A 16992-nucleotide genomic window follows, 5' to 3' on the forward strand; every position below is an offset into this window, starting at 1 on the left:
GCGCCGTTGTGTCCCACGAGGCCGACCCGGTCGCCCTCCTTGAGGGACACGGAGATGTCGTGCAGCGCCTCGATGATCGGCACCTTCTGCTCGGTGCCGATCTTGCCGCCGACCTTGCCGAGGACCGCCTTCTTCAGTGACCGGGACTTCGCGTCGAAGATCGGGAAGTCGACCGAGGCGTTCCAGACGTCGATGCTCACCATGTCGTTATCGCCTCACTCAGACCCAGTAGGAGACCCGGGCACGGTAGTTGCGCATGGCCAGGAGGGCCAGGCCCCACCCCACCACGGTAAACGCACCCACCACGACCCAGTGATGCCAGCTCTGCGTGTTGCCGATCAGCGGCGCCCGCAGGATCTCGACGTAGTGGTAGAGCGGGTTCAGCTCGGCCACGAGGATCCGCCACTGGCCGTCCCCGCCCGGCACGACCGAGTTCGTCAGGATGTCGGTCGTCCACACGATCGGCGTCATGAAGAACAGCAGCTGCGTGAAGCTGATGATGACCGGCGGGATGTCCCGGTAGCGCGTCGAGATGATGCCGAGCAGCAACGCGACCCAGCCGCCGTTGATCGCGAGCAGTACGAACGCCGGGATCGCCCACAGGATTGCCCAGGTGATGCCCGGTTGCGGCGCGGCGTTGGGATCCTTGGTGATCGTGTACCCGGGCTGGCTCAGGGCGCCCCAGTAGACGGCCACCACGACGACGTAGACCAGCAGGTTGTGCGCGAACATCAGCGTCAGCCGCCACACCACGCGAAGCGCGTACACGGTGATCGGCGCCGGCAGGTGCTTGATCAGGCCCTCGTTGCGGATGAACGTCTCGGTGCCCTCGGTCAGGCAGCCGAGGATGAAGTTCCACACGATGAACCCGACCGTGATGTACGGCAGGTAGGTGGGGATCTTCGCGTCGAACAGGACGGAGTAGAGCAGGCCCAGCCCAAGCGCGGTGATGGCCATCGACAGCGTGATCCACAGCGGGCCGATGACCGACCGGCGGTAGCGCTGTTTGATGTCCTGCCATCCGAGGTGCCCCCACAGCTCGCGCTGCTTGATGCCCTCGTGGATGTCTTCCCAGGCCCGGCCCCAGCTACGGGAGGACCGGGTCGGTGGTGGTGGGGCCTGCTCCTGCTCGGCCGTGGCGGTTGCTGGCACGAGTGTCGAGCCTACCGGCGGCGATCTGCCGCCCAGCAGGGGCCGGAATGCCGCCCCGACCTGGGGTAGCCGCCCGAAAGTGGGACTCGGCGGCTGGTACCTTGTCCGCTCATGGTCGACAACTCCAATGGGCAGAGCGTGTTGCGCTCGCTACTGGACGTCTATGCCGACCACCCGGAACCCCGCCGCGTCGCGGTCGTCGGCAACCAGCCGCTCGAACCGGACGAGGAGCGTGCCAAGGCCGTCGATGCCGCCGACCTCGTGATTCGGGTGAACGGCTTCAAGCTCGACGATCCGGGCACGCCGCCGACCGTGGGCGGCAAGTGTCACGCCGTCGTGTTCAACCGCGCGCTGCGCGCGACGAGGTGGGTCTTCGAGAACTACCGGCAGCGGCTGTACCTGATGGTCGAGCCGGGCCGGCTGCACTGGGAGCCGGACCTGGTCCCGGGCTGGTGGCCGGCCGACCTGGGCTTCGTGCCGGTGTCGAACCGCGAGGTCACGCTGCCCCTGTCCGACGCGCTGGGCCTGCCGACCGGGGAGCAGGCGACCTGGTCGACGACCGGCACGATGGCCGCCTGGATCGCGCGCACGAACTACCCGGAGGCGGAGCTGATCCTCACCGGGTTCTCTTTCATCGACGACCCGAACCAGACATCCTGGATGCATGCCGCCGGTGACTCCTGTGTCGTCGGGCCGGAGCACCAGATCGCCGCCGAGGCGCGGCTGCTCGAGTCGTGGCTGCAGACCAGCCGAACCATCCTGCTCCGTTGAGTCCGAGGATTGAGAAGTTGACCAAGCCTTACAGCCGTCTCACCACGATGCGCAAGCTGGTGTCCGACCGCATCGGCAAGTTGATCGACTGGCGGATCAACCACCCGGTCGCGGGCAACCGGCTCTTCCAGCTGTACGGCATGGTCGACGCGCACGAGCGCCGGCTCGACGAGCAGCGGCAGCGCATGGACCGGCTGGCCGAGCTCGAGCGGCGGTTCCGTGAGGTCGAGAAGGCCCAGCACTGGTCGGCCAACGAGCTGGAGCGGATCATCCCGCAGATCGCCGCGCAGGAGTCGCAGCTGGAGTCGCTGCGCGAGAAGCTCGCCGCGCTGCCGGCCGCGGACCAGCCGCAGATCGACGAGTCGCGCGCGTTGATCGACGAGATCCGCCGCGAGCACAGCCAGATCCGGGTGCGGCTGACGGCGGTCGCGCAGTACGAGGACCGGTTGCGCAAACTCGAAGATCGTACTGGCAGTAACTGAATCCGGCTGTATACAACGCTCTGTTACCAGTATTCCCAGTTTACGATTCAACTGTGAATAGTTGACCGCAAGAGTCACCTACTCAACACTCAAGTCGCCCCGCCGCTGTTGCACCCTACGGATACACACAGGTTGTGGGAGGTCGGGGCCATGGTAGACGTCCAGTGGTGGTTATCCGGTTACGACAATCGGGTACACGCGTTCGGCGCCGACGAAGCCGGGCGCGACTTCGGTGAAGCTCTCTGCGAGCACAGCGTCCCCAACACCAAGATCACCTGCACGGACGACGGCGAGCGCTGTCTGGCCTGCCTCCTGATCTTCGGCGACATGCTCGCCGACACCTACGGCGAAGCGAACTGGCGCGCCTCCTAGTTGTACTTTGGCCTCCATGCGCGAGGTCACGATCGGCAAGCACACGATCGGCCCGGGACACCGGCCGTTCGTCATCGCCGAGATGTCCGGCAACCACAACGGCTCGCTCGACCGCGCGCTCGCGATCGTCGACGCCGTGGCCGCCGCCGGCGCGCAGGCGCTGAAGCTCCAGACCTATCGCGCGGACACCATCACGATCGACGTGGACCTGCCGGCGTTCCGCATCTCGGACGACCATTCCCTGTGGGGCGGCGAGAATCTCTATCGCCTGTACGAGAAGGCCCACACCCCGTGGGAATGGCACGAGCCGATCTTTTCCCGGGCGCATTCCCTGGGCCTGACCGTGTTCTCCAGCCCCTTCGACCCGACCGCCGTCTCGCTGCTCGAGTCCCTCGACGCACCCGCGTACAAGATCGCCTCCGCGGAGATCGTCGACCTGCCGCTGATCGACCTGTGCGCGCGCACCGGCAAGCCCCTGGTGATCTCGACGGGCACGGCCAACGTGGCGGAGATCCACGCCGCGGTCGCCACGGCCCGCGCGGCCGGCAACGACCAGCTGATCGTCCTCGGCTGCACGGCGTCGTACCCGGCGTCGCCCTCGGACTCCAACCTGCGCGGCCTGTCCCTGATCGGGGACGCGTTCGACGTGGTCCCGGGCCTGTCCGACCACACGATGGGCATCGGCGTCCCGGTGGCGGCCGTGGCCCTGGGCGCCTGCGCGATCGAGAAGCACGTGACCCTCTCCCGCGCCGACGGCGGGGTCGACAGCGACTTCTCCCTGGAACCGGCCGAGCTGTCGGCCCTGGTGACCGAGACCGAGCGCGCCTGGCAGGCCCTGGGTACCCCGCACATCGGCCCACGGGAGAGCGAGCGAGAGGTCCTCCGCGTGCGCCGCTCCCTGTACGTGGTCGCGGACGTGGCCGAGGGCGACGAGGTCACCCGGGAGAACGTCCGCTCGATCCGCCCCGCGGGCGGCCTGCCCCCGGCGGCGCTGGAGACGGTGCTGGGCCGTCACTTCCGCAAGGCCGCGCCGAAGGGGACCCCGCTGACCTGGGACTTGATCTGAGGTCCGGGCGCCTGTAGCCGGTCAATCCCGCTGGAAACCGGGCCGGAGGCCGCCGGTTCGCACCTCAGCCCAGCTCGGCCAGGCGCCGCCGCGCGTACTCCGGTTCCAGCCGCCACCCGGCCGCCGCCTCCCACGCGTGCACCGCCGCCCGCGCGATCCGCCCGCGCGGCTCCGGCAGCTCAGCTCCCGGCTGGCCAGCGCCCGGCAGGTCCGCCAGGTCCAGGTCCGGGTGATCGACCCGTGCCTCGTCCCAGTCGAGGAACCCGACCCCGGCCGAACTCACCCGCACGTTCGCCGCGCACGGATCCCCGTGCACCACGGCAGACTCCGCCGACAGCGCACGCCACGCCCGCCGGCACGCGGCAACCGCCGCGGACGGCATCGCGCGAAGATCCACATCGCCACCGGAGTCGTGCACCAGCAGCTCGGCCGTCGAGCGGAACCCGGGCCGCTGCGGCCACGAGCGGGTCACCGCATGCAGCCGCCGCAGCTCGGCCGCAACCAACGGCCACTCGGGCCCGGCCGGCTCCCGCCCCGGCAGCCACTCCTGCACCACGACCCCGTCCACGTGCCGCCGGCCGTCCACAGTGGGCACCACCGACGGCACCAGAAAGCCCCGGGCGGCGAGGAACGACAGCAGGTCCAGCTCCCAGTCCAGGGCGTCGGCCGGCCGCCGGGACCGCCGCGCCACCAGCCGTGGCCCGCCCGGCGACCGGACCTCGAGCACCGAGTTCCGGTGCCCGCCGCCGAGCCGCCCGACCACCACGACCGGCCCCCACGCCGAGAGGTTCACCCGAAGAAGTCGCGGACCAGCGAGATCACCCGGTCCACAGCCGCGTCCGTCAGGTCCGGGAACAGCGGCAGCGACAGCTCCTCCGCGTAGAACCGCTCGGCCCCCGGGCACAGCCCGCGCCGGTACCCGAGGTCGGCGAACACCGGATGCCAGTACGCCGGGATGTAGTTGACCTGCACCCCGATCCCGTTCTCCCGCAGGTACTCATACAGCGCCCGCCGGCGCCCGTCGAGGACCCGCAGCGGGTACAGATGCCACGCCGGCGCCGCGCCGGGCAGCGTCACCGGCAGCGCCACACCCTCCACATCGGACAGGCCGGCGGCGTAGCGCGCGTGGAGAGCGGCCCGGCGCGACACGAACCAGTCGAGCCGACGCAGCTGGCTCGAGCCCAGGGCGCACAGCACGTCCGGCAGCCGGTAGTTCAGCCCGAACTCGTGCACCTCCTGGTGCCAGCCGCCCTCGTCCGGCCACCGCTGCCGGTCGCGGTCACGCACCAGCCCGTGGTTGCGGAACTCCTGCGCCCGCCGCAACAGATCCGGGTCGGCGCAGGCCACGGCGCCACCCTCGGCGGTGGTCAGGTTCTTCGTCGGGAAGAAGGAGAACGTCGTGAGGTCCGCGAGCGAGCCGACCGGCCGCCCGTGCCACGTCCCGCCGATCGAGTGCGCCGCGTCCTCGAGCAGCAGCGCGCCCGCGTCATGCGCCACAGTGGACAGTGTGGCGAGGTCGGCCGGGTGCCCCGCGTAGTCGACCGCGGCGACGACCTTGGTCCGCGACGTGACCGCGGCGGCCGCCGCCTCCGGTAGGAGGTTTCCGGTCTCCGGCGACACGTCCGCGAACACGACCTTCGCCCCGAGCAGCGCGGCCGTCGCGGCCGTCGCCACGAACGTCATCGGCGCGCACACGACCTCGTCGCCCGGCCCGACCCCGGCTGCGGCGTAGGCGACGTGCAGCGCTGCGGTCCCCGAGGTCACCGCCACGGCGGGCACCCCACCCGTGACGGCCGCGATGTCCGACTCGAACCTCGTGACCGCGGGACCGGTCGTCAGCCAGTCGCCCCGCAACACGGCGGCCACCGCCGCGACGTCATCCTCCACAATGGACTGGCGGCCGTAGGGCAGGAAGTCAGCTGTGCTCAATCTGTTCGCTCCGCTCCGGCGCTGATCCGCCGTCTCCCTCCACCGTCCTCGGCGCCGGCGGCTCCCTGCGCGCGCTCGTCAGCCTGGACGGCGTACGCGGCTCCGCTCCCGCTCACCCATACTGCTCGACCAGCGCGCGCAGGTCGTCGTCGGTGAGCCACAGGTCGTTGGAGTCCGAGCGGTATGCCCAGCCCTCCGGCACCGGCGTCCCGTCCTCCGGCGGCTCGTAACCCCAGCCCGCGATGTGCGGCATCACGACGTACCGGTCGCCGAGCAGCAGCGTCCGGCGGGCGTCGTCCGCCGCGATCATCTCCTCGTGCAGCTTCTCGCCGGGCCGCACGCCGACCTCCTTCATCGGGCTGTTCGGCGCGATCACCCGGGCCAGGTCGACCAGCCGCATGCTCGGGATGCGCGGCACGTACAGCTCCCCGCCGTGCATGAGGTCGAACGAGCGGACCACGAACTCGACCGCCTGCGGCAGCGTGATCCAGAACCGCGTCATCCGCAGGTCCGTGATCGGCAGCGCCTCGCCACGCTCCGCGAGCGCGCGGAAGAACGGGATGACGCTGCCGCGCGAGCCCATCACGTTGCCGTAGCGCACCACGGAGAACCGCGTCGGGTGGCCGGCCGCGTAGTGGTTGCCGCTGATGAACAGCCGGTCGGCGCACAGCTTCGTGGCGCCGTACAGGTTGATCGGGCTCGATGCCTTGTCCGTGGACAGCGCGACGACCTTCTGCACGCCGCAGTCGATGGCCGCCTCGATCACGTTCTGCGATCCCGTGACGTTCGTCTGGACGAACTCGAACGGGTTGTACTCGGCGGTGTCGACCTGCTTGAGCGCGGCGGCGTGCACTACGAAGTCCACATCGTGCATCGCGCGTTCCAGGCGGCGCCGGTCGCGCACGTCGCCGATGAACCAGCGCAGCCGCGGGTCGTCGCCGAACAGCTGGCGCGCCTCGTACTGCTTGAGCTCGTCACGCGAGAGGATCACCAGCCGCCGCGGGTTGAGGTGTTCCAGCGCGTATGCGGTGAACGCCTTGCCGAACGACCCGGTCCCGCCGGTGAGCAGGATGCTGGCCCCATCCAGCAAAGCCATCGTTACCTCCGAGAGATCTCCGCTGCGCCAGTGCGCCATCATGGCACCCGTGCGAGTCAACGCGGTCATCCAGGCACGGCACTCGTCCACGAGGCTGCCCGGCAAGGTGCTCCGGCCGCTCGGCGGGCGCAGTGTCCTGAGCTGGGCGATCCGGGCCGCGGCACACGCTGCGCACATCGGCACGGTGATCGTCGCGACGTCGACCGCGGCCGACGACGACCCGGTCGCCGAGGAGGCGGTCCGCTGCGGTGCGGCCGTGGTCCGCGGTCCGCTCGACGACGTACTCGATCGTTACGAACTGGCCGCCGAAGCCCATCCGTGCGACGCGGTGGTCCGGCTGACCGCCGACTGTCCACTGCACGATCCGGCCCTGATCGCGCAGGTCGTGGGCGTGTGGCTGGCCGACCCGCAGCTGCAGTACGTGAGCAACGTCCTCGTGCGCACGCTGCCGCGCGGGTTCGACGTGGAGCTGGTGCGCCGCGACGTGCTGGCCGAGCAACACGAGACGGCGACCGGCGCGCACCGCGAGCACGTCACGTCGGGCATCTACACGCGACCGGCCACCTACCGCTGCGCGGGCGTGGTCGCCGGCGAGGACCACTCCGACCTGCGGGTCACGCTCGACACCCCGCCGGACGCGGCACTGCTCGACGCGGTGGTCGCCGCGCTCGGCGACGGCGTGCCGAGGTGGCGGGACGTGGTCGCGCTGCTGCGGTCGCGGCCGGACCTGGTGGCGCTGAACGCCGAGGTCGTGCAGAAATCCCTGCCCACGGCATGACCACGCTGCTGCTGCGTGCCGACGCCGGCCCGTCGATCGGCGTCGGCCACCTGTCGCGGTGCGTGGCGCTCGCGGAGGCGGCGGTGGCCCGGGGCTGGCGAGTGGTGCTGGCCGGTTCGGTGACGGTTGCGGACTGGCTGGTCGCGCGCCTGTCCACGCTGGACGTCCCGATCGTGCCGGCCGAGCGGTTCGCCCCGGCCGATGCCGACATCGTCGTCGTCGACCACTACGGGCTTGGCGAGCTGCCGGACGTGCGCGAGGCGGCACGCCTGGTGTCCCTGGAGGACGGTCCGTTCGGCCGCCGTGCGGCGGACGTGGTGGTCGACGCGAACCTGGTCGTCGCGCCCCGGCCGCCGGACGGCTCACCGGTCGTCCTGGCCGGCCCGCGGTTCGCCCCGCTGCGCTCGGATGTGGTCGAAGCCCGCGCGAGCCGCCGGGGCGCCGACTCGCTTCAGGTCGTGGTCGTGATGGGTGGCGGCGCCACCGGCGAAGCGGTCTCGGCAGCGTTGAGCGCCCTTCGCGACACCGGCGTCCCACTGGTCGCCCGCGCGATCTCCACGGCCTCCGTGCACGTGGACCCGGCCGGTGGTCAGAAGTTCGTGGTCGAGCCCCCGACGCCCGCACTGCCGGCCCTGCTGGCGCGAGCCGACCTGGTGATCAGTGCGGCGGGCGTGACGCTGCTGGAGCTGTGCTGCCTGGGTGTCCCGGGTGCGCTGGTCCAGCTGGCCGACAACCAGGCGACGGGTTACCGAGCGGCGGTCGACCAGGGACTGGCCGCCGGCCTGGGCACGGTGGCGGACCTCCCCGCCGCGGTACCCGCGTTGCGCGCGCTCCTCCACGACCCCGACCGCCGCTCCGCCCTGAGCCGAGCCGGCTCGAAGCTGGTCGACGGCCGAGGCGCGAGCCGAATCCTGGACGCCTGCGAACTGACGATCCGCCCGGCGAGCCCCGCCGACGCAGGGCTGTTGCTGACCTGGCGCAACGACCCGGAAACGCTGAGATGGTCGAGGGGTCACCAGCCCGTGGCCGAAGGTGTGCACCAGGCATGGCTGCACAACTCGCTCGAGAACCCGGACCGCCTGCTGCTGATCGCGGAGACCGACCATCCGGTGGGCACCGTCCGCTTCGACCGGCTCGAGCCGGGCACGTGGGAGGTCAGCATCACGGTGGCCCCCGCCGACCGGGGCAAGGGCCTCGCGTCCCGCCTGCTCATGATCGGCGAAGGTGCCCTGCAAGCGCGTCACCCGGCAACCCAGATCCTGGCGAACGTCCACGAGGCCAACAAGCCGTCACTGACCCTGTTCCACCATGCCGGCTACGAGCCAACGGCCCGCCCACCCGACGGCTCGTACGTCTGGCTGGCCAAACAAGGTTGTCCACAACCGGCCGACTTGTCCACAGAACGGCCGTGACCTCCCTCTTTGTCAGCCCTCCCCGGTAAACTGACGGTCACGAGGGGTGCCCCCGGAGAGGGTGGGGGCGTTCGGTACTCGGGTTCAGCACGCGCGTGCGCGCGCGGGAGCTTTGGTCTCGGGGCGGCAGAGGCGATCCACAGGGGTGGGCGTGGTCGGCCGGGAATGTCGGCGGGGGGCCGTAGCCTGGAAACGCGGGGGCCGGAGGCCGCGCCTCTGTCCGAAGTGGAGAAACGTGCGCGGCGTGCTCCCCGCCACGGGCACGATCCCGGCGGCCGGCGTGCCGAATCGCACAGCTCGACGGCACCGGTTCACGTGCAACGATGCGGGCATGGCAGCACGCTTCAAGGATCTGGTCCTCGACGCGAAGGATCACCACAAGCTCGCCGACTGGTGGTGCACCGCGATGGACTACGTGCGCAAGGACGAGCTCGAGCCGCCCGGGGACGGCTGGCTGCGCCCGCTCGACTGGCCGGTCCCGATCGTCGACCCCACCGGCGCCGGACCCCTCATCTGGGTCCAGCCGGTCGCCGAACGCAAGGCGGTCAAGAACCGCATGCACCTCGACGTCTACGGCGACGTCGACGAGCTCGTCGAACTGGGCGCCACGCTCCTTCGGGCCCGCGGCGACGACATCGACTGGGCCGTCTTGGCCGACCCCGAGGGCAACGAGTTCTGCGTGTTCGCACCGCGGTGACGCCGCTGCAAGATCTGGCGGTCGCGGGCGCGGGCATGGTCGCCGGCACCATGAACGCCGCCGTCGGGTCCGGCACGCTCGTGACCTTCCCGGTGCTGCTCGCCGTCGGCTACCCGCCCGTGATCGCCAACGTGTCCAACGGCATCGGCCTGCTGCCCGGTTCGGTCAGCGGCGCGTTCGGCTACCGGCGCGAGCTCGCCGGCCAGCGCGCCCGGCTCATCCGGCTCGGCGGGACGACCGCGGTCGGCGCGCTCATCGGCTCGATCCTGTTGCTCGTCCTGCCACACGCGGCGTTCGAAGCCGTCGTCCCGGGGCTGATCCTCATCGCCGTGGCGCTCGTCGCGCTCCAACCGTGGATCGCCCGCCGCCTGGCGCACCGGCGCGACCGTCCGGAGCATGGCGGCCCCTGGTTGATGCTCGGGATCTTCCTGACGGGCATCTACGGCGGCTACTTCGGCGCGTCGCAGGGCGTGATCGTCCTGGCGATGATGGGAATGGCGCTGCCCGAACACCTGCAGCGGCTCAACGCCGTGAAGAACGTGACCACCGCGACCGCGTACCTGGTGTCCGGCCTCGTGTTCGTGTTCGTCGCGGACGTCGCCTGGTTCGTCGTGCTCCTGCTCGCGCTCGGCGCTACGGTCGGAGGCCAGCTCGGTGCGCGCTACGGCCGGAGGCTGCGACCCGCATACCTCCGTGCGTTGGTCGTCATCGTCGGCCTCGTCGCCGTTGTGCAGCTCGTGGTCGGCTGATTACTCCATTCGGGTCGGATTCGTTGACTTGCGTTCACCTCCACATGATTGGGTATCGAGATGTCAGCCACCCGTACCGAACCTGTCCAGCTGGTCGACGGGCGTGCGCTCCGGATGACCATCTCCGAACCGCCAGGTGTCATCCGCGGCGGCTTGGTCGTGGTGCACGAGGCTCGCGGGATCACCGAGACCGTTCGTGCGCTGGCTGACGGCCTGGCCGCGGAGGGCTGGCTCGTCGTGGTGCCGCACATCTACCACGGTGCGGAGGGATCGTCCGAAGTCGACGAGTCGCTGGCGGCCGATCTGGTGAACGGGCTGTCGGGTGACTCCGTGCTCGCCGACACCGACATCGCGTTCGGCTGGCTCGCCCAGCACGGGATCGGCGCGGACCGGATCGGCGTCGTCGGCTTCGAGCTCGGCGGTGCGGTGGCGTTGGTCGTGGCCGCGAGCCGGGGCATCGGCGCGGCGGTATCGGTCGCCGGTGGCGGCGGGATCATGCAGCCGCTGTCGCCCGGGATGCCCGCGCTGGTCGACGTCGCGGCGCGGCTGCGCTGCCCGTGGCTCGGGCTCTACGGGGACAAGTACGCCGACGAGGTCGAAGCGCTGCGCGACGCCGCGAACCGCTCGGAGTCGGCGAGCGACGTACTGCTGTTCCCGGCCGCTGACCACCGGTTCGACATCCACCCGGACGGCGCGTTCGAGGCCTGGCAGCGGATGCTCAACTGGTTCGACGCCCACCTGCGCTGACGCGGCGCCCGCTAGGGCATGCTTGGCGGCGTGACAAGCCTGTCCCACCTGGAGTTCGACTTCATCTGGGAGCACCTCGGCGTGGGCGAGACGCCGTATCCCATCGACGTGCGCTCGCACGGCGAGACCATGGAGGAGCGCGCCGAGCTGCGCGTGCGGGTGCGGGAGTCGTTGCGTGCCAAGGGTTTGCACGACGGTGTAGTGCTGTCGCCGCGGCTGGAGGAGCTGCTGACGCTCGCCGCGCGCGGCCCGTTCACCATCGACGGGCAGCTGTCGGTCGGCGAGTACGTGCGGGTGCTGGCGGCGGGCCGCGGCACGGAGGGCGTGCTCGTGGCCCAGACCGACGACGAGGTCAGGGTCGTGCCCGTCCGCGACGGCAAGGTCGTGCGCGCGGTGATCGCGCTGGTGCCGGACGAGAAGCCGGGCCCGGGCGGGGCGGCACGCCTGCCACGCCCGGCGTTCGACGAGTCGATCGACGAGTACCAGCGCACCGGCTACGTCGGCCTGGAGCGCACGCTTACCGGTGCGGGCGTGACCGGCCGCGACCTGCGCACGGTGATCACGCTCGTGGAGTCAGCCCGCCACGGCGGCGGCCAGTTGGCGGCGAACAGCGTCGACAAGGTCGGCCGCCGAACCCGCACCCCGGTGGTCAACTGGTTCGACACGGCGGCGGGTCGGTACCTCGTACACGTGGAGGCCGGCCGGGACCGCGTCGAGTGGCTGACGGTCGCACCCGCGGACACGGCTCGCATCGAGGAACGCCTGACCCGCCTGATCGCGACCCTCTGACCGACCGAACCGTCCATTCGCGACCCCGAGTTGTCCACAGGCCCAGCGCACCCCTGATTTAGTCAGCTCTACCCGATAGACTGACGGTCACGAGGGGTGCCCCCGGAGAGGGTGGGGGCTTACGTTTCTTGAGTTCTGCACGCGCGTGCGCGCGTGGGTTGTTTCGGCGGTCGTGCGGACGGCTTGGCGGTACTGTCTCTGCGGGTGTACAGCCGTCATGGGGGAGTTCACGATGACCGAAGCGCCGCTGCCTCCGTTCGGCGCCGCCGCCGGGAGTGCGCTGGTTCCGGTCGCGGGCAAGGTCGAGGAGGTCAAGGACCACGCGGCCGCCGGCGGGCTGAAGATCGACCTCGTCGCCGCCGAGAAGCTGCTCGCGCGACTGGCCGAGCTACGCCTGCGCGCCGCCGACCTCGTGCGCGACAGCGAAACCCTCGGCACGCCACTGCACTTCGGCGACAACTGGGTCGGCCGGATCATGGCTGACCGGCTCCGCTCGGTCGCCGCCGGCGAGGACGGCGGCGTCGCGCCGGTGCTCGCACGCTTCCACGAGCTGCTGGACTCGGCGGAGGCGATCATCCGCCTCGCCGCCGGCCTCTATCAGAACACCGACCAGCAGGCGACCGACGCGCTGCACCGCGCCGCGGCCCGCCTGCAGCTGGGGGAGTGACCATGGAGTCGATCGCGCCCGGCGGTTGCCACCCGCCCCACCACCCGGTGCCGCCGCGCTGCTGGCCGCCCATGCCGCCCGCGCCCGAGCCGGACCCGGACTCGCTGGACGCCGCCGTCGACTGGATGACCTACTCGCACCACGAGCTCCACCAGATGGTCCACAGTGGACTCGATCTGACCGGTGCGATGGCCGTCTCCGCGCAGTGGGCCCGGCTCGGCGACGAGCTGGCCGACATCGGCACCGAGCTGGGCAAGATCGTCCTGGCCGCGGCCGGCTCGTGGGAGGGCGAGGCCGCCGACCTGGCCCGCGAGACGCTCGACGGCCTGACCCGCTGGGCCGCCGACGCCGGCACGCTCGCCACGAAGGTGTCCGGCTGCGTCTCGATCGAGGTCGACAACGCCAAGAACGCCCGCGACGACATGCCCGCGCCGCCGCAACCGGGCCCCGCGCCGAGCGTCCGCGCGTTCACCAGCGGCGAGTTCGCCGGCGCCGGGCACCTTGTCGCCGACCCGCACGGCCCCATCCAGCAGGAGAAGGCCCTGCACGCCCAGGCCGCGCGCGCCATGGAGCGGTTCCAGCAGTCCTCCCGCGAGGTCTACGGGACCGTGCCGCAGTTCAGCCCGCCGCAGGTCGGCCAGCATCTGTTCACCGGCCCGGGCGACCAACCGCCGACGCCGCAACCGCCCCAGCCACAGCCACCCGCGCCGGCCCCGGCCCCACCCGGCCCAGCTCGCCGGGGCCCGGACGGCGTTGCGCCGGTCGAGACCGGCTCACCTCGCCGGCCGGTCGCACCCGGACGAGTCGCTACGCCGTCCGGGCCGGGCTCGGGCACCGGCGCCACCGAACCCGAGACCGTTCGCCCGGGCGCCGGTACCGCAACCCCACGCCCGGGCCACCCGAGCGTCGGGGGCATGCCGATGGGCGCCGGCGGCACACGCGGCGGCGAGGACGACGAGCGCACGAAGTCGTCCCGCGTCAGGGAGGACGAGGACATCTGGGGTCTCGACGACCAGCCCGTCGCGCCGCAGGTCATCGGCGAGAGCCGGCCCCGTGCGTGACCCCGCGTCCGGCTGGATCCAGCTGAGTTCCGCGGAGTTCTTCCTGCTCTGGGACGCCATTGGCGCTGGCGAGCCGCCGGCCGCGCTCGAGGTCGGCCACCTCGGCCGCACCCGCGAGTCCCGCGCGGCGATGACCGGCGAGGCGTCCCACGCGCTCGCCGGCCGCGACATCGGCACCGTCCAAGACCCCGCCCGCGACCTCGCCGGCATCCTCCGCACGCTCGCCACCGGCCAGGTCACGCTCGACCTGCGCGTGCTCGGCGAGGGCTCGCCGCTCGTCGGCTACGCGGCGTCGAACGGCCGCAGCGCCGCGGCCGCCGCCCGGGTCGACGGCGAGATCCGGCTCGGCGCCGTGCCACCGTCCGCGCTGGCCGGCGCGCTGCTCGGCTCGCTCGCGCCCCTGCCGGCCGGCACGGGCCGACCGGTGAACGTCAGCGCCGCCGACTACGCCGACGCCTGCGCGGAAGGCGAGCGCGACGGCGTGCCGGGTTTCGTCCGTGTCCTGCAGTCCGCCGGCCTCCGCCAGGCGGACGCGAGCGTCGTGGCCACGGCCCTCACCACCCGCCGCGGCGGCGGCCAGCTGGGTGCCTCGAGCGGCGGGCGGCGCGCGTCGAGCATCGTCAGCTGGCTGGACACCGGCGACGGCCGGTACGCGCTTCGCCGGCATGGCGCGTGGCTCACCGTGACGCCGGCCGATCTGCCCAGGTTGACCGCGATGGCCGACGAGATGGTCGCGGAGGTGTGTGGGTAAGCACCATGGCCAGGTCCCGGGTTATGGGATATGAACTGGTGTCATGACCCCCACTCCAGAGTTGTTGTGGCGCCCCGATCCGTCGCGCGTGGCGGCCAGCCGGATGGCGGCGTTCCGTACCTGGCTGCGCGAGAACCGCGGCGTGTACGCGGCGGACTACGCGGCGCTGTGGGAGTGGTCGACGACCGATCTCGAGGGCTTCTGGGCCGCGCTGGCCGAGTTCCTCGAGGTCAGGTTCCACGAGCGGCCGTCGCGCGTGCTCGCGAGCGACGCGATGCCCGGCGCGGAGTGGTTCCCGGGTGCGACGCTGAACTACGCGGAGCATTCGCTGGGCGAGGGGCCGGGCAAGGCCGACGACGACCTGGCGGTGGTCTTCGAGCGCGAGGACGGCCTGTCCGAGCAGGTCACGTACGGCACGCTGCGCCGGCAGGTCGCGTCGGTGCGGGCCGCCCTGCTCGAGCTCGGCGTGCGCAAGGGTGACCGGGTCGTCGCGCTGGCGCCGAACACGCCGCAGACGCTGGTCGCGTTCCTTGCGGCGGCGAGCCTGGGCGCGACGTGGTCGTCGTGCTCGCCGGACTTCGGCGCGCGGGCCATCGCGGACCGGTTCACCCAGATCGAGCCGGTCGTCCTGTTCGCGGTCGACGGCTACGTGTACAACGGCCGGCCGTTCGACGTGCGGCCCACGGTCCAGCAGCTGCGCGACGAGATCCCGTCCCTGCGCGCGACCATCCTGATCGACTACCTGTCGGACGAGGCCACGCTCGAGGGCGCGCTGCCATGGGCGAACCTGCTCGCCGCGAACGAGGGCGCGTCGCTCGCGTTCGACCCGGTGCCGTTCGACCACCCGCTGTGGGTCCTGTACTCGTCGGGCACGACCGGGCTGCCGAAGGGCATCGTGCACGGGCACGGCGGGATCGTGCTGGAGCATCTGAAGATGCTGGCGCTGCACAGCGACTTCGGGCCGGGCGAGCGGTTCTTCTGGTTCACCACGACGGGCTGGATGATGTGGAACTACCTCATCTCCGGCCTGCTGGTCGGCGCGACCGTCGTCATGTACGACGGCAGCCCGGCGCACCCGGACCTGTCCACGCTGTGGCGGCTGGCGGAGCGCCATCGCGTGACGTACTTCGGGACGTCGGCGCCGTACATCCAGTCGTGCCTGAAGGCGCACCTGACCCCGGCCGCGTCCCACGACCTGTCCGCGCTGCGCGCGCTGGGCTCGACCGGGGCGCCGCTGAGTCCGGAAGGGTTCCGGTGGATCGCCGACGAGGTGGGCGCGGACGTGCAGATCTGCTCGGTGTCCGGCGGAACCGACCTGTGCACGGCGTTCGTCGGCTCCGCGCCGGACGTGCCGGTCTGGTTGGGTGAGCTGTCGTGCCGGACGCTGGGCGCGGCGGTGGCCGCGTACGACGAGCAGGGCAGGGAGCTGGTCGACGAGGTGGGCGAGCTGGTGATCACCCGCCCGATGCCGTCGATGCCGATCTACCTGTGGAACGACCCGTCCGGCAGCCGCTTGCACGAGGCCTACTACGAGCCGTACCCGAACACCTGGCGCCACGGCGACTGGATCCGGATCACGGACCGCGGTTCGGCCGTGATCTACGGCCGCTCGGACTCGACCCTCAACCGCGGCGGCGTCCGCATGGGCACGAGCGAGTTCTACCGGGTGGTCGAGGGCTTCGACGAGGTCGTGGACTCCCTGGTCATCGATACGTCGGGCAACGTGGAGGGTGAGCTGCTGTGCTTCGTGGTCGTGGCTCCGGGCGTCGACCTGTCCGTGCTGGAGCCGCGCCTGCGCAAGACCCTCCGTGGCGCCCTGTCGCCCCGGCACGTCCCGGACAAGTTCATCGAGGTGGCGGAGGTCCCGAGGACCCTGAACGGCAAGAAGTGCGAGGTCCCGGTGAAGAAGATCCTGGCCGGCACGCCGCCGGAGAAGGCAGTGAGCCGGGACGCCCTGGCGAACCCGGACTCGCTGAAGGCCTTCCTGCCGGGCTGAACCCGCAGGTCAGCGCGATGGACGGAGGTCCTTTGCGAGGCGTTCACGGCCCCCTGTAGGCTATCCGCCGAGCGGCCTGGGGCCCCGGGAGGCTTCGCCTAGTCTGGTCTATGGCGCCGCACTGCTAATGCGGTTGGGGGCAACCCCTCCCGGGTTCAAATCCCGGAGCCTCCGCTTATAACTGAACATGCGCCCGTAGCTCAACGGATAGAGCATCTGACTACGGATCAGAAGGTTAGGGGTTCGAATCCCTTCGGGCGCACTCTAGGAAAATTGAGGCGCGGTCAGCAGACCGCGCCTCGATTTGTTTTCGCCGATCTCGGCGGACCCTTGATGCGTCGATTTCGACGCCAGGGCTGTGATTCGTGCGAAGCAACAACCCTGGTGTCGATTTCGGCGCAGCGGCGCGGGTGGCGCGGCGGCGCAGCCGTAGGCCTAGCCCCCGCGGGCTAGTCAGAAGCGACAGCGGTCGCGATG

18 protein-coding genes, 2 tRNA genes and 1 pseudogene are annotated in these 16992 nt (G+C 71.3%); 16 read left to right on the forward strand and 5 right to left on the reverse strand.

Annotation, left to right across the window (positions count from 1 at the left end; translation table 11 throughout):
- Positions 1-203: pseudogene (locus VH969_RS08800) on the reverse strand (ABC transporter ATP-binding protein); the annotation flags it as partial.
- A 16-nt stretch (positions 204-219) separates the two neighbouring features.
- The gene (gene wzm / locus VH969_RS08805; RefSeq protein WP_331973127.1) at positions 220-1152 is read right to left on the reverse strand and encodes a galactan export ABC transporter permease subunit Wzm/RfbD; all 933 of its coding nucleotides are present in this window, start codon (positions 1150-1152) and stop codon (positions 220-222) included.
- Between the two features lie 141 nt (positions 1153-1293).
- Here wzm and VH969_RS08810 point away from each other — a divergent pair, with 141 nt between their 5' ends.
- The 4 genes from VH969_RS08810 to pseI all read left to right on the forward strand — a co-directional run bounded on the left by VH969_RS08810 (position 1294) and on the right by pseI (position 3843).
- Positions 1294-1923, forward strand: coding sequence for a hypothetical protein (locus VH969_RS08810; RefSeq protein WP_331973161.1), 630 nt, complete (start codon positions 1294-1296; stop codon positions 1921-1923).
- Positions 1924-1940: 17 nt separating this feature from the next.
- Positions 1941-2405, forward strand: a complete 465-nt coding sequence (locus VH969_RS08815; protein WP_331973129.1) for a hypothetical protein — start codon at positions 1941-1943, stop codon at positions 2403-2405.
- A gap of 150 nt (positions 2406-2555) precedes the next feature.
- On the forward strand, positions 2556-2777 hold the full coding sequence (locus tag VH969_RS08820) for a hypothetical protein (RefSeq protein WP_331973131.1): 222 nt from the start codon (positions 2556-2558) through the stop codon (positions 2775-2777).
- 16 nt (positions 2778-2793) lie between these two features.
- Positions 2794-3843, forward strand: a complete 1050-nt coding sequence (pseI, locus tag VH969_RS08825) for a pseudaminic acid synthase (protein ID WP_331973133.1) — start codon at positions 2794-2796, stop codon at positions 3841-3843.
- Between the two features lie 64 nt (positions 3844-3907).
- On the opposite strand, the gene VH969_RS08830 is transcribed toward pseI, so the two are convergent.
- The 3 genes from VH969_RS08830 to pseB form a co-directional block, all read right to left on the reverse strand.
- The gene (locus tag VH969_RS08830) at positions 3908-4636 is read right to left on the reverse strand and encodes a phosphotransferase enzyme family protein (protein WP_331973135.1); all 729 of its coding nucleotides are present in this window, start codon (positions 4634-4636) and stop codon (positions 3908-3910) included.
- Positions 4633-5772 carry a DegT/DnrJ/EryC1/StrS family aminotransferase gene (locus VH969_RS08835; protein ID WP_331973137.1) on the reverse strand — a complete coding sequence of 380 codons (1140 nt, stop codon included), beginning with the start codon at positions 5770-5772 and terminating at the stop codon, positions 4633-4635. Before VH969_RS08835 ends, VH969_RS08830 begins: the two co-directional genes overlap by 4 nt.
- Before the next feature lie 112 nt (positions 5773-5884).
- Positions 5885-6868, reverse strand: a complete 984-nt coding sequence (pseB, locus tag VH969_RS08840; RefSeq protein WP_331973139.1) for a UDP-N-acetylglucosamine 4,6-dehydratase (inverting) — start codon at positions 6866-6868, stop codon at positions 5885-5887.
- A gap of 40 nt (positions 6869-6908) precedes the next feature.
- Between pseB and VH969_RS08845 the strand changes: the two genes are divergently transcribed.
- From VH969_RS08845 to VH969_RS08900, 12 genes are all read left to right on the forward strand, one after another.
- Positions 6909-7646 carry a cytidylyltransferase domain-containing protein gene (locus VH969_RS08845; RefSeq protein WP_331973141.1) on the forward strand — a complete coding sequence of 246 codons (738 nt, stop codon included), beginning with the start codon at positions 6909-6911 and terminating at the stop codon, positions 7644-7646.
- On the forward strand, positions 7643-9058 hold the full coding sequence (locus VH969_RS08850; RefSeq protein ID WP_331973143.1) for a GNAT family N-acetyltransferase: 1416 nt from the start codon (positions 7643-7645) through the stop codon (positions 9056-9058). Before VH969_RS08845 ends, VH969_RS08850 begins: the two co-directional genes overlap by 4 nt.
- A gap of 331 nt (positions 9059-9389) precedes the next feature.
- A complete protein-coding gene (locus tag VH969_RS08855; RefSeq protein ID WP_331973145.1) occupies positions 9390-9755 on the forward strand; it encodes a VOC family protein in 366 nt (121 codons plus the stop codon).
- Entirely contained in the window at positions 9752-10504 is a 753-nt protein-coding gene (locus tag VH969_RS08860) for a sulfite exporter TauE/SafE family protein (protein WP_331973147.1), read from the forward strand. The genes VH969_RS08855 and VH969_RS08860 overlap by 4 nt, the downstream gene beginning before the upstream one ends.
- 60 nt (positions 10505-10564) lie before the next feature.
- Positions 10565-11251 (forward strand): dienelactone hydrolase family protein, encoded by a 687-nt coding sequence (locus VH969_RS08865; RefSeq protein ID WP_331973149.1) that lies wholly within the window; start codon positions 10565-10567, stop codon positions 11249-11251.
- Positions 11252-11281: 30 nt separating this feature from the next.
- Positions 11282-12040, forward strand: coding sequence for an ESX secretion-associated protein EspG (locus tag VH969_RS08870; protein WP_331973151.1), 759 nt, complete (start codon positions 11282-11284; stop codon positions 12038-12040).
- Between the two features lie 232 nt (positions 12041-12272).
- Positions 12273-12707, forward strand: coding sequence for a hypothetical protein (locus tag VH969_RS08875; RefSeq protein ID WP_331973153.1), 435 nt, complete (start codon positions 12273-12275; stop codon positions 12705-12707).
- Between the two features lie 2 nt (positions 12708-12709).
- Positions 12710-13768 (forward strand): hypothetical protein, encoded by a 1059-nt coding sequence (locus VH969_RS08880; protein ID WP_331973155.1) that lies wholly within the window; start codon positions 12710-12712, stop codon positions 13766-13768.
- Positions 13761-14519 (forward strand): ESX secretion-associated protein EspG, encoded by a 759-nt coding sequence (locus VH969_RS08885; protein ID WP_331973157.1) that lies wholly within the window; start codon positions 13761-13763, stop codon positions 14517-14519. The genes VH969_RS08880 and VH969_RS08885 overlap by 8 nt, the downstream gene beginning before the upstream one ends.
- A gap of 43 nt (positions 14520-14562) precedes the next feature.
- Positions 14563-16515 (forward strand): acetoacetate--CoA ligase, encoded by a 1953-nt coding sequence (locus tag VH969_RS08890; protein WP_331973159.1) that lies wholly within the window; start codon positions 14563-14565, stop codon positions 16513-16515.
- 87 nt (positions 16516-16602) lie between these two features.
- Positions 16603-16689 (forward strand) — tRNA-Ser (locus VH969_RS08895).
- A gap of 15 nt (positions 16690-16704) precedes the next feature.
- A tRNA-Arg gene (locus VH969_RS08900) sits at positions 16705-16777 on the forward strand.
- Positions 16778-16992 lie beyond the last annotated feature (215 nt).

This window comes from Actinophytocola sp., from assembly GCF_036555685.1.
Taxonomy (GTDB): domain Bacteria; phylum Actinomycetota; class Actinomycetes; order Mycobacteriales; family Pseudonocardiaceae; genus Actinophytocola.

What these genes read in the sequence shown, in the direction of transcription:
- VH969_RS08855 (WP_331973145.1), top strand. Translation starts at nt 9,390, where the DNA reads ATGGCAGCACGCTTCAAGGATCTGGTCCTCGACGCGAAGGATCACCAC.
- VH969_RS08845 (WP_331973141.1), top strand. Translation starts at nt 6,909, where the DNA reads ATGGCACCCGTGCGAGTCAACGCGGTCATCCAGGCACGGCACTCGTCC.
- pseI (WP_331973133.1), top strand. Translation starts at nt 2,794, where the DNA reads ATGCGCGAGGTCACGATCGGCAAGCACACGATCGGCCCGGGACACCGG.
- VH969_RS08865 (WP_331973149.1), top strand. Translation starts at nt 10,565, where the DNA reads ATGTCAGCCACCCGTACCGAACCTGTCCAGCTGGTCGACGGGCGTGCG.
- VH969_RS08850 (WP_331973143.1), top strand. Translation starts at nt 7,643, where the DNA reads ATGACCACGCTGCTGCTGCGTGCCGACGCCGGCCCGTCGATCGGCGTC.
- VH969_RS08880 (WP_331973155.1), top strand. Translation starts at nt 12,710, where the DNA reads ATGGAGTCGATCGCGCCCGGCGGTTGCCACCCGCCCCACCACCCGGTG.
- VH969_RS08875 (WP_331973153.1), top strand. Translation starts at nt 12,273, where the DNA reads ATGACCGAAGCGCCGCTGCCTCCGTTCGGCGCCGCCGCCGGGAGTGCG.
- pseB (WP_331973139.1), bottom strand. Translation starts at nt 6,868, where the DNA reads ATGGCTTTGCTGGATGGGGCCAGCATCCTGCTCACCGGCGGGACCGGG.
- VH969_RS08820 (WP_331973131.1), top strand. Translation starts at nt 2,556, where the DNA reads ATGGTAGACGTCCAGTGGTGGTTATCCGGTTACGACAATCGGGTACAC.
- VH969_RS08890 (WP_331973159.1), top strand. Translation starts at nt 14,563, where the DNA reads ATGACCCCCACTCCAGAGTTGTTGTGGCGCCCCGATCCGTCGCGCGTG.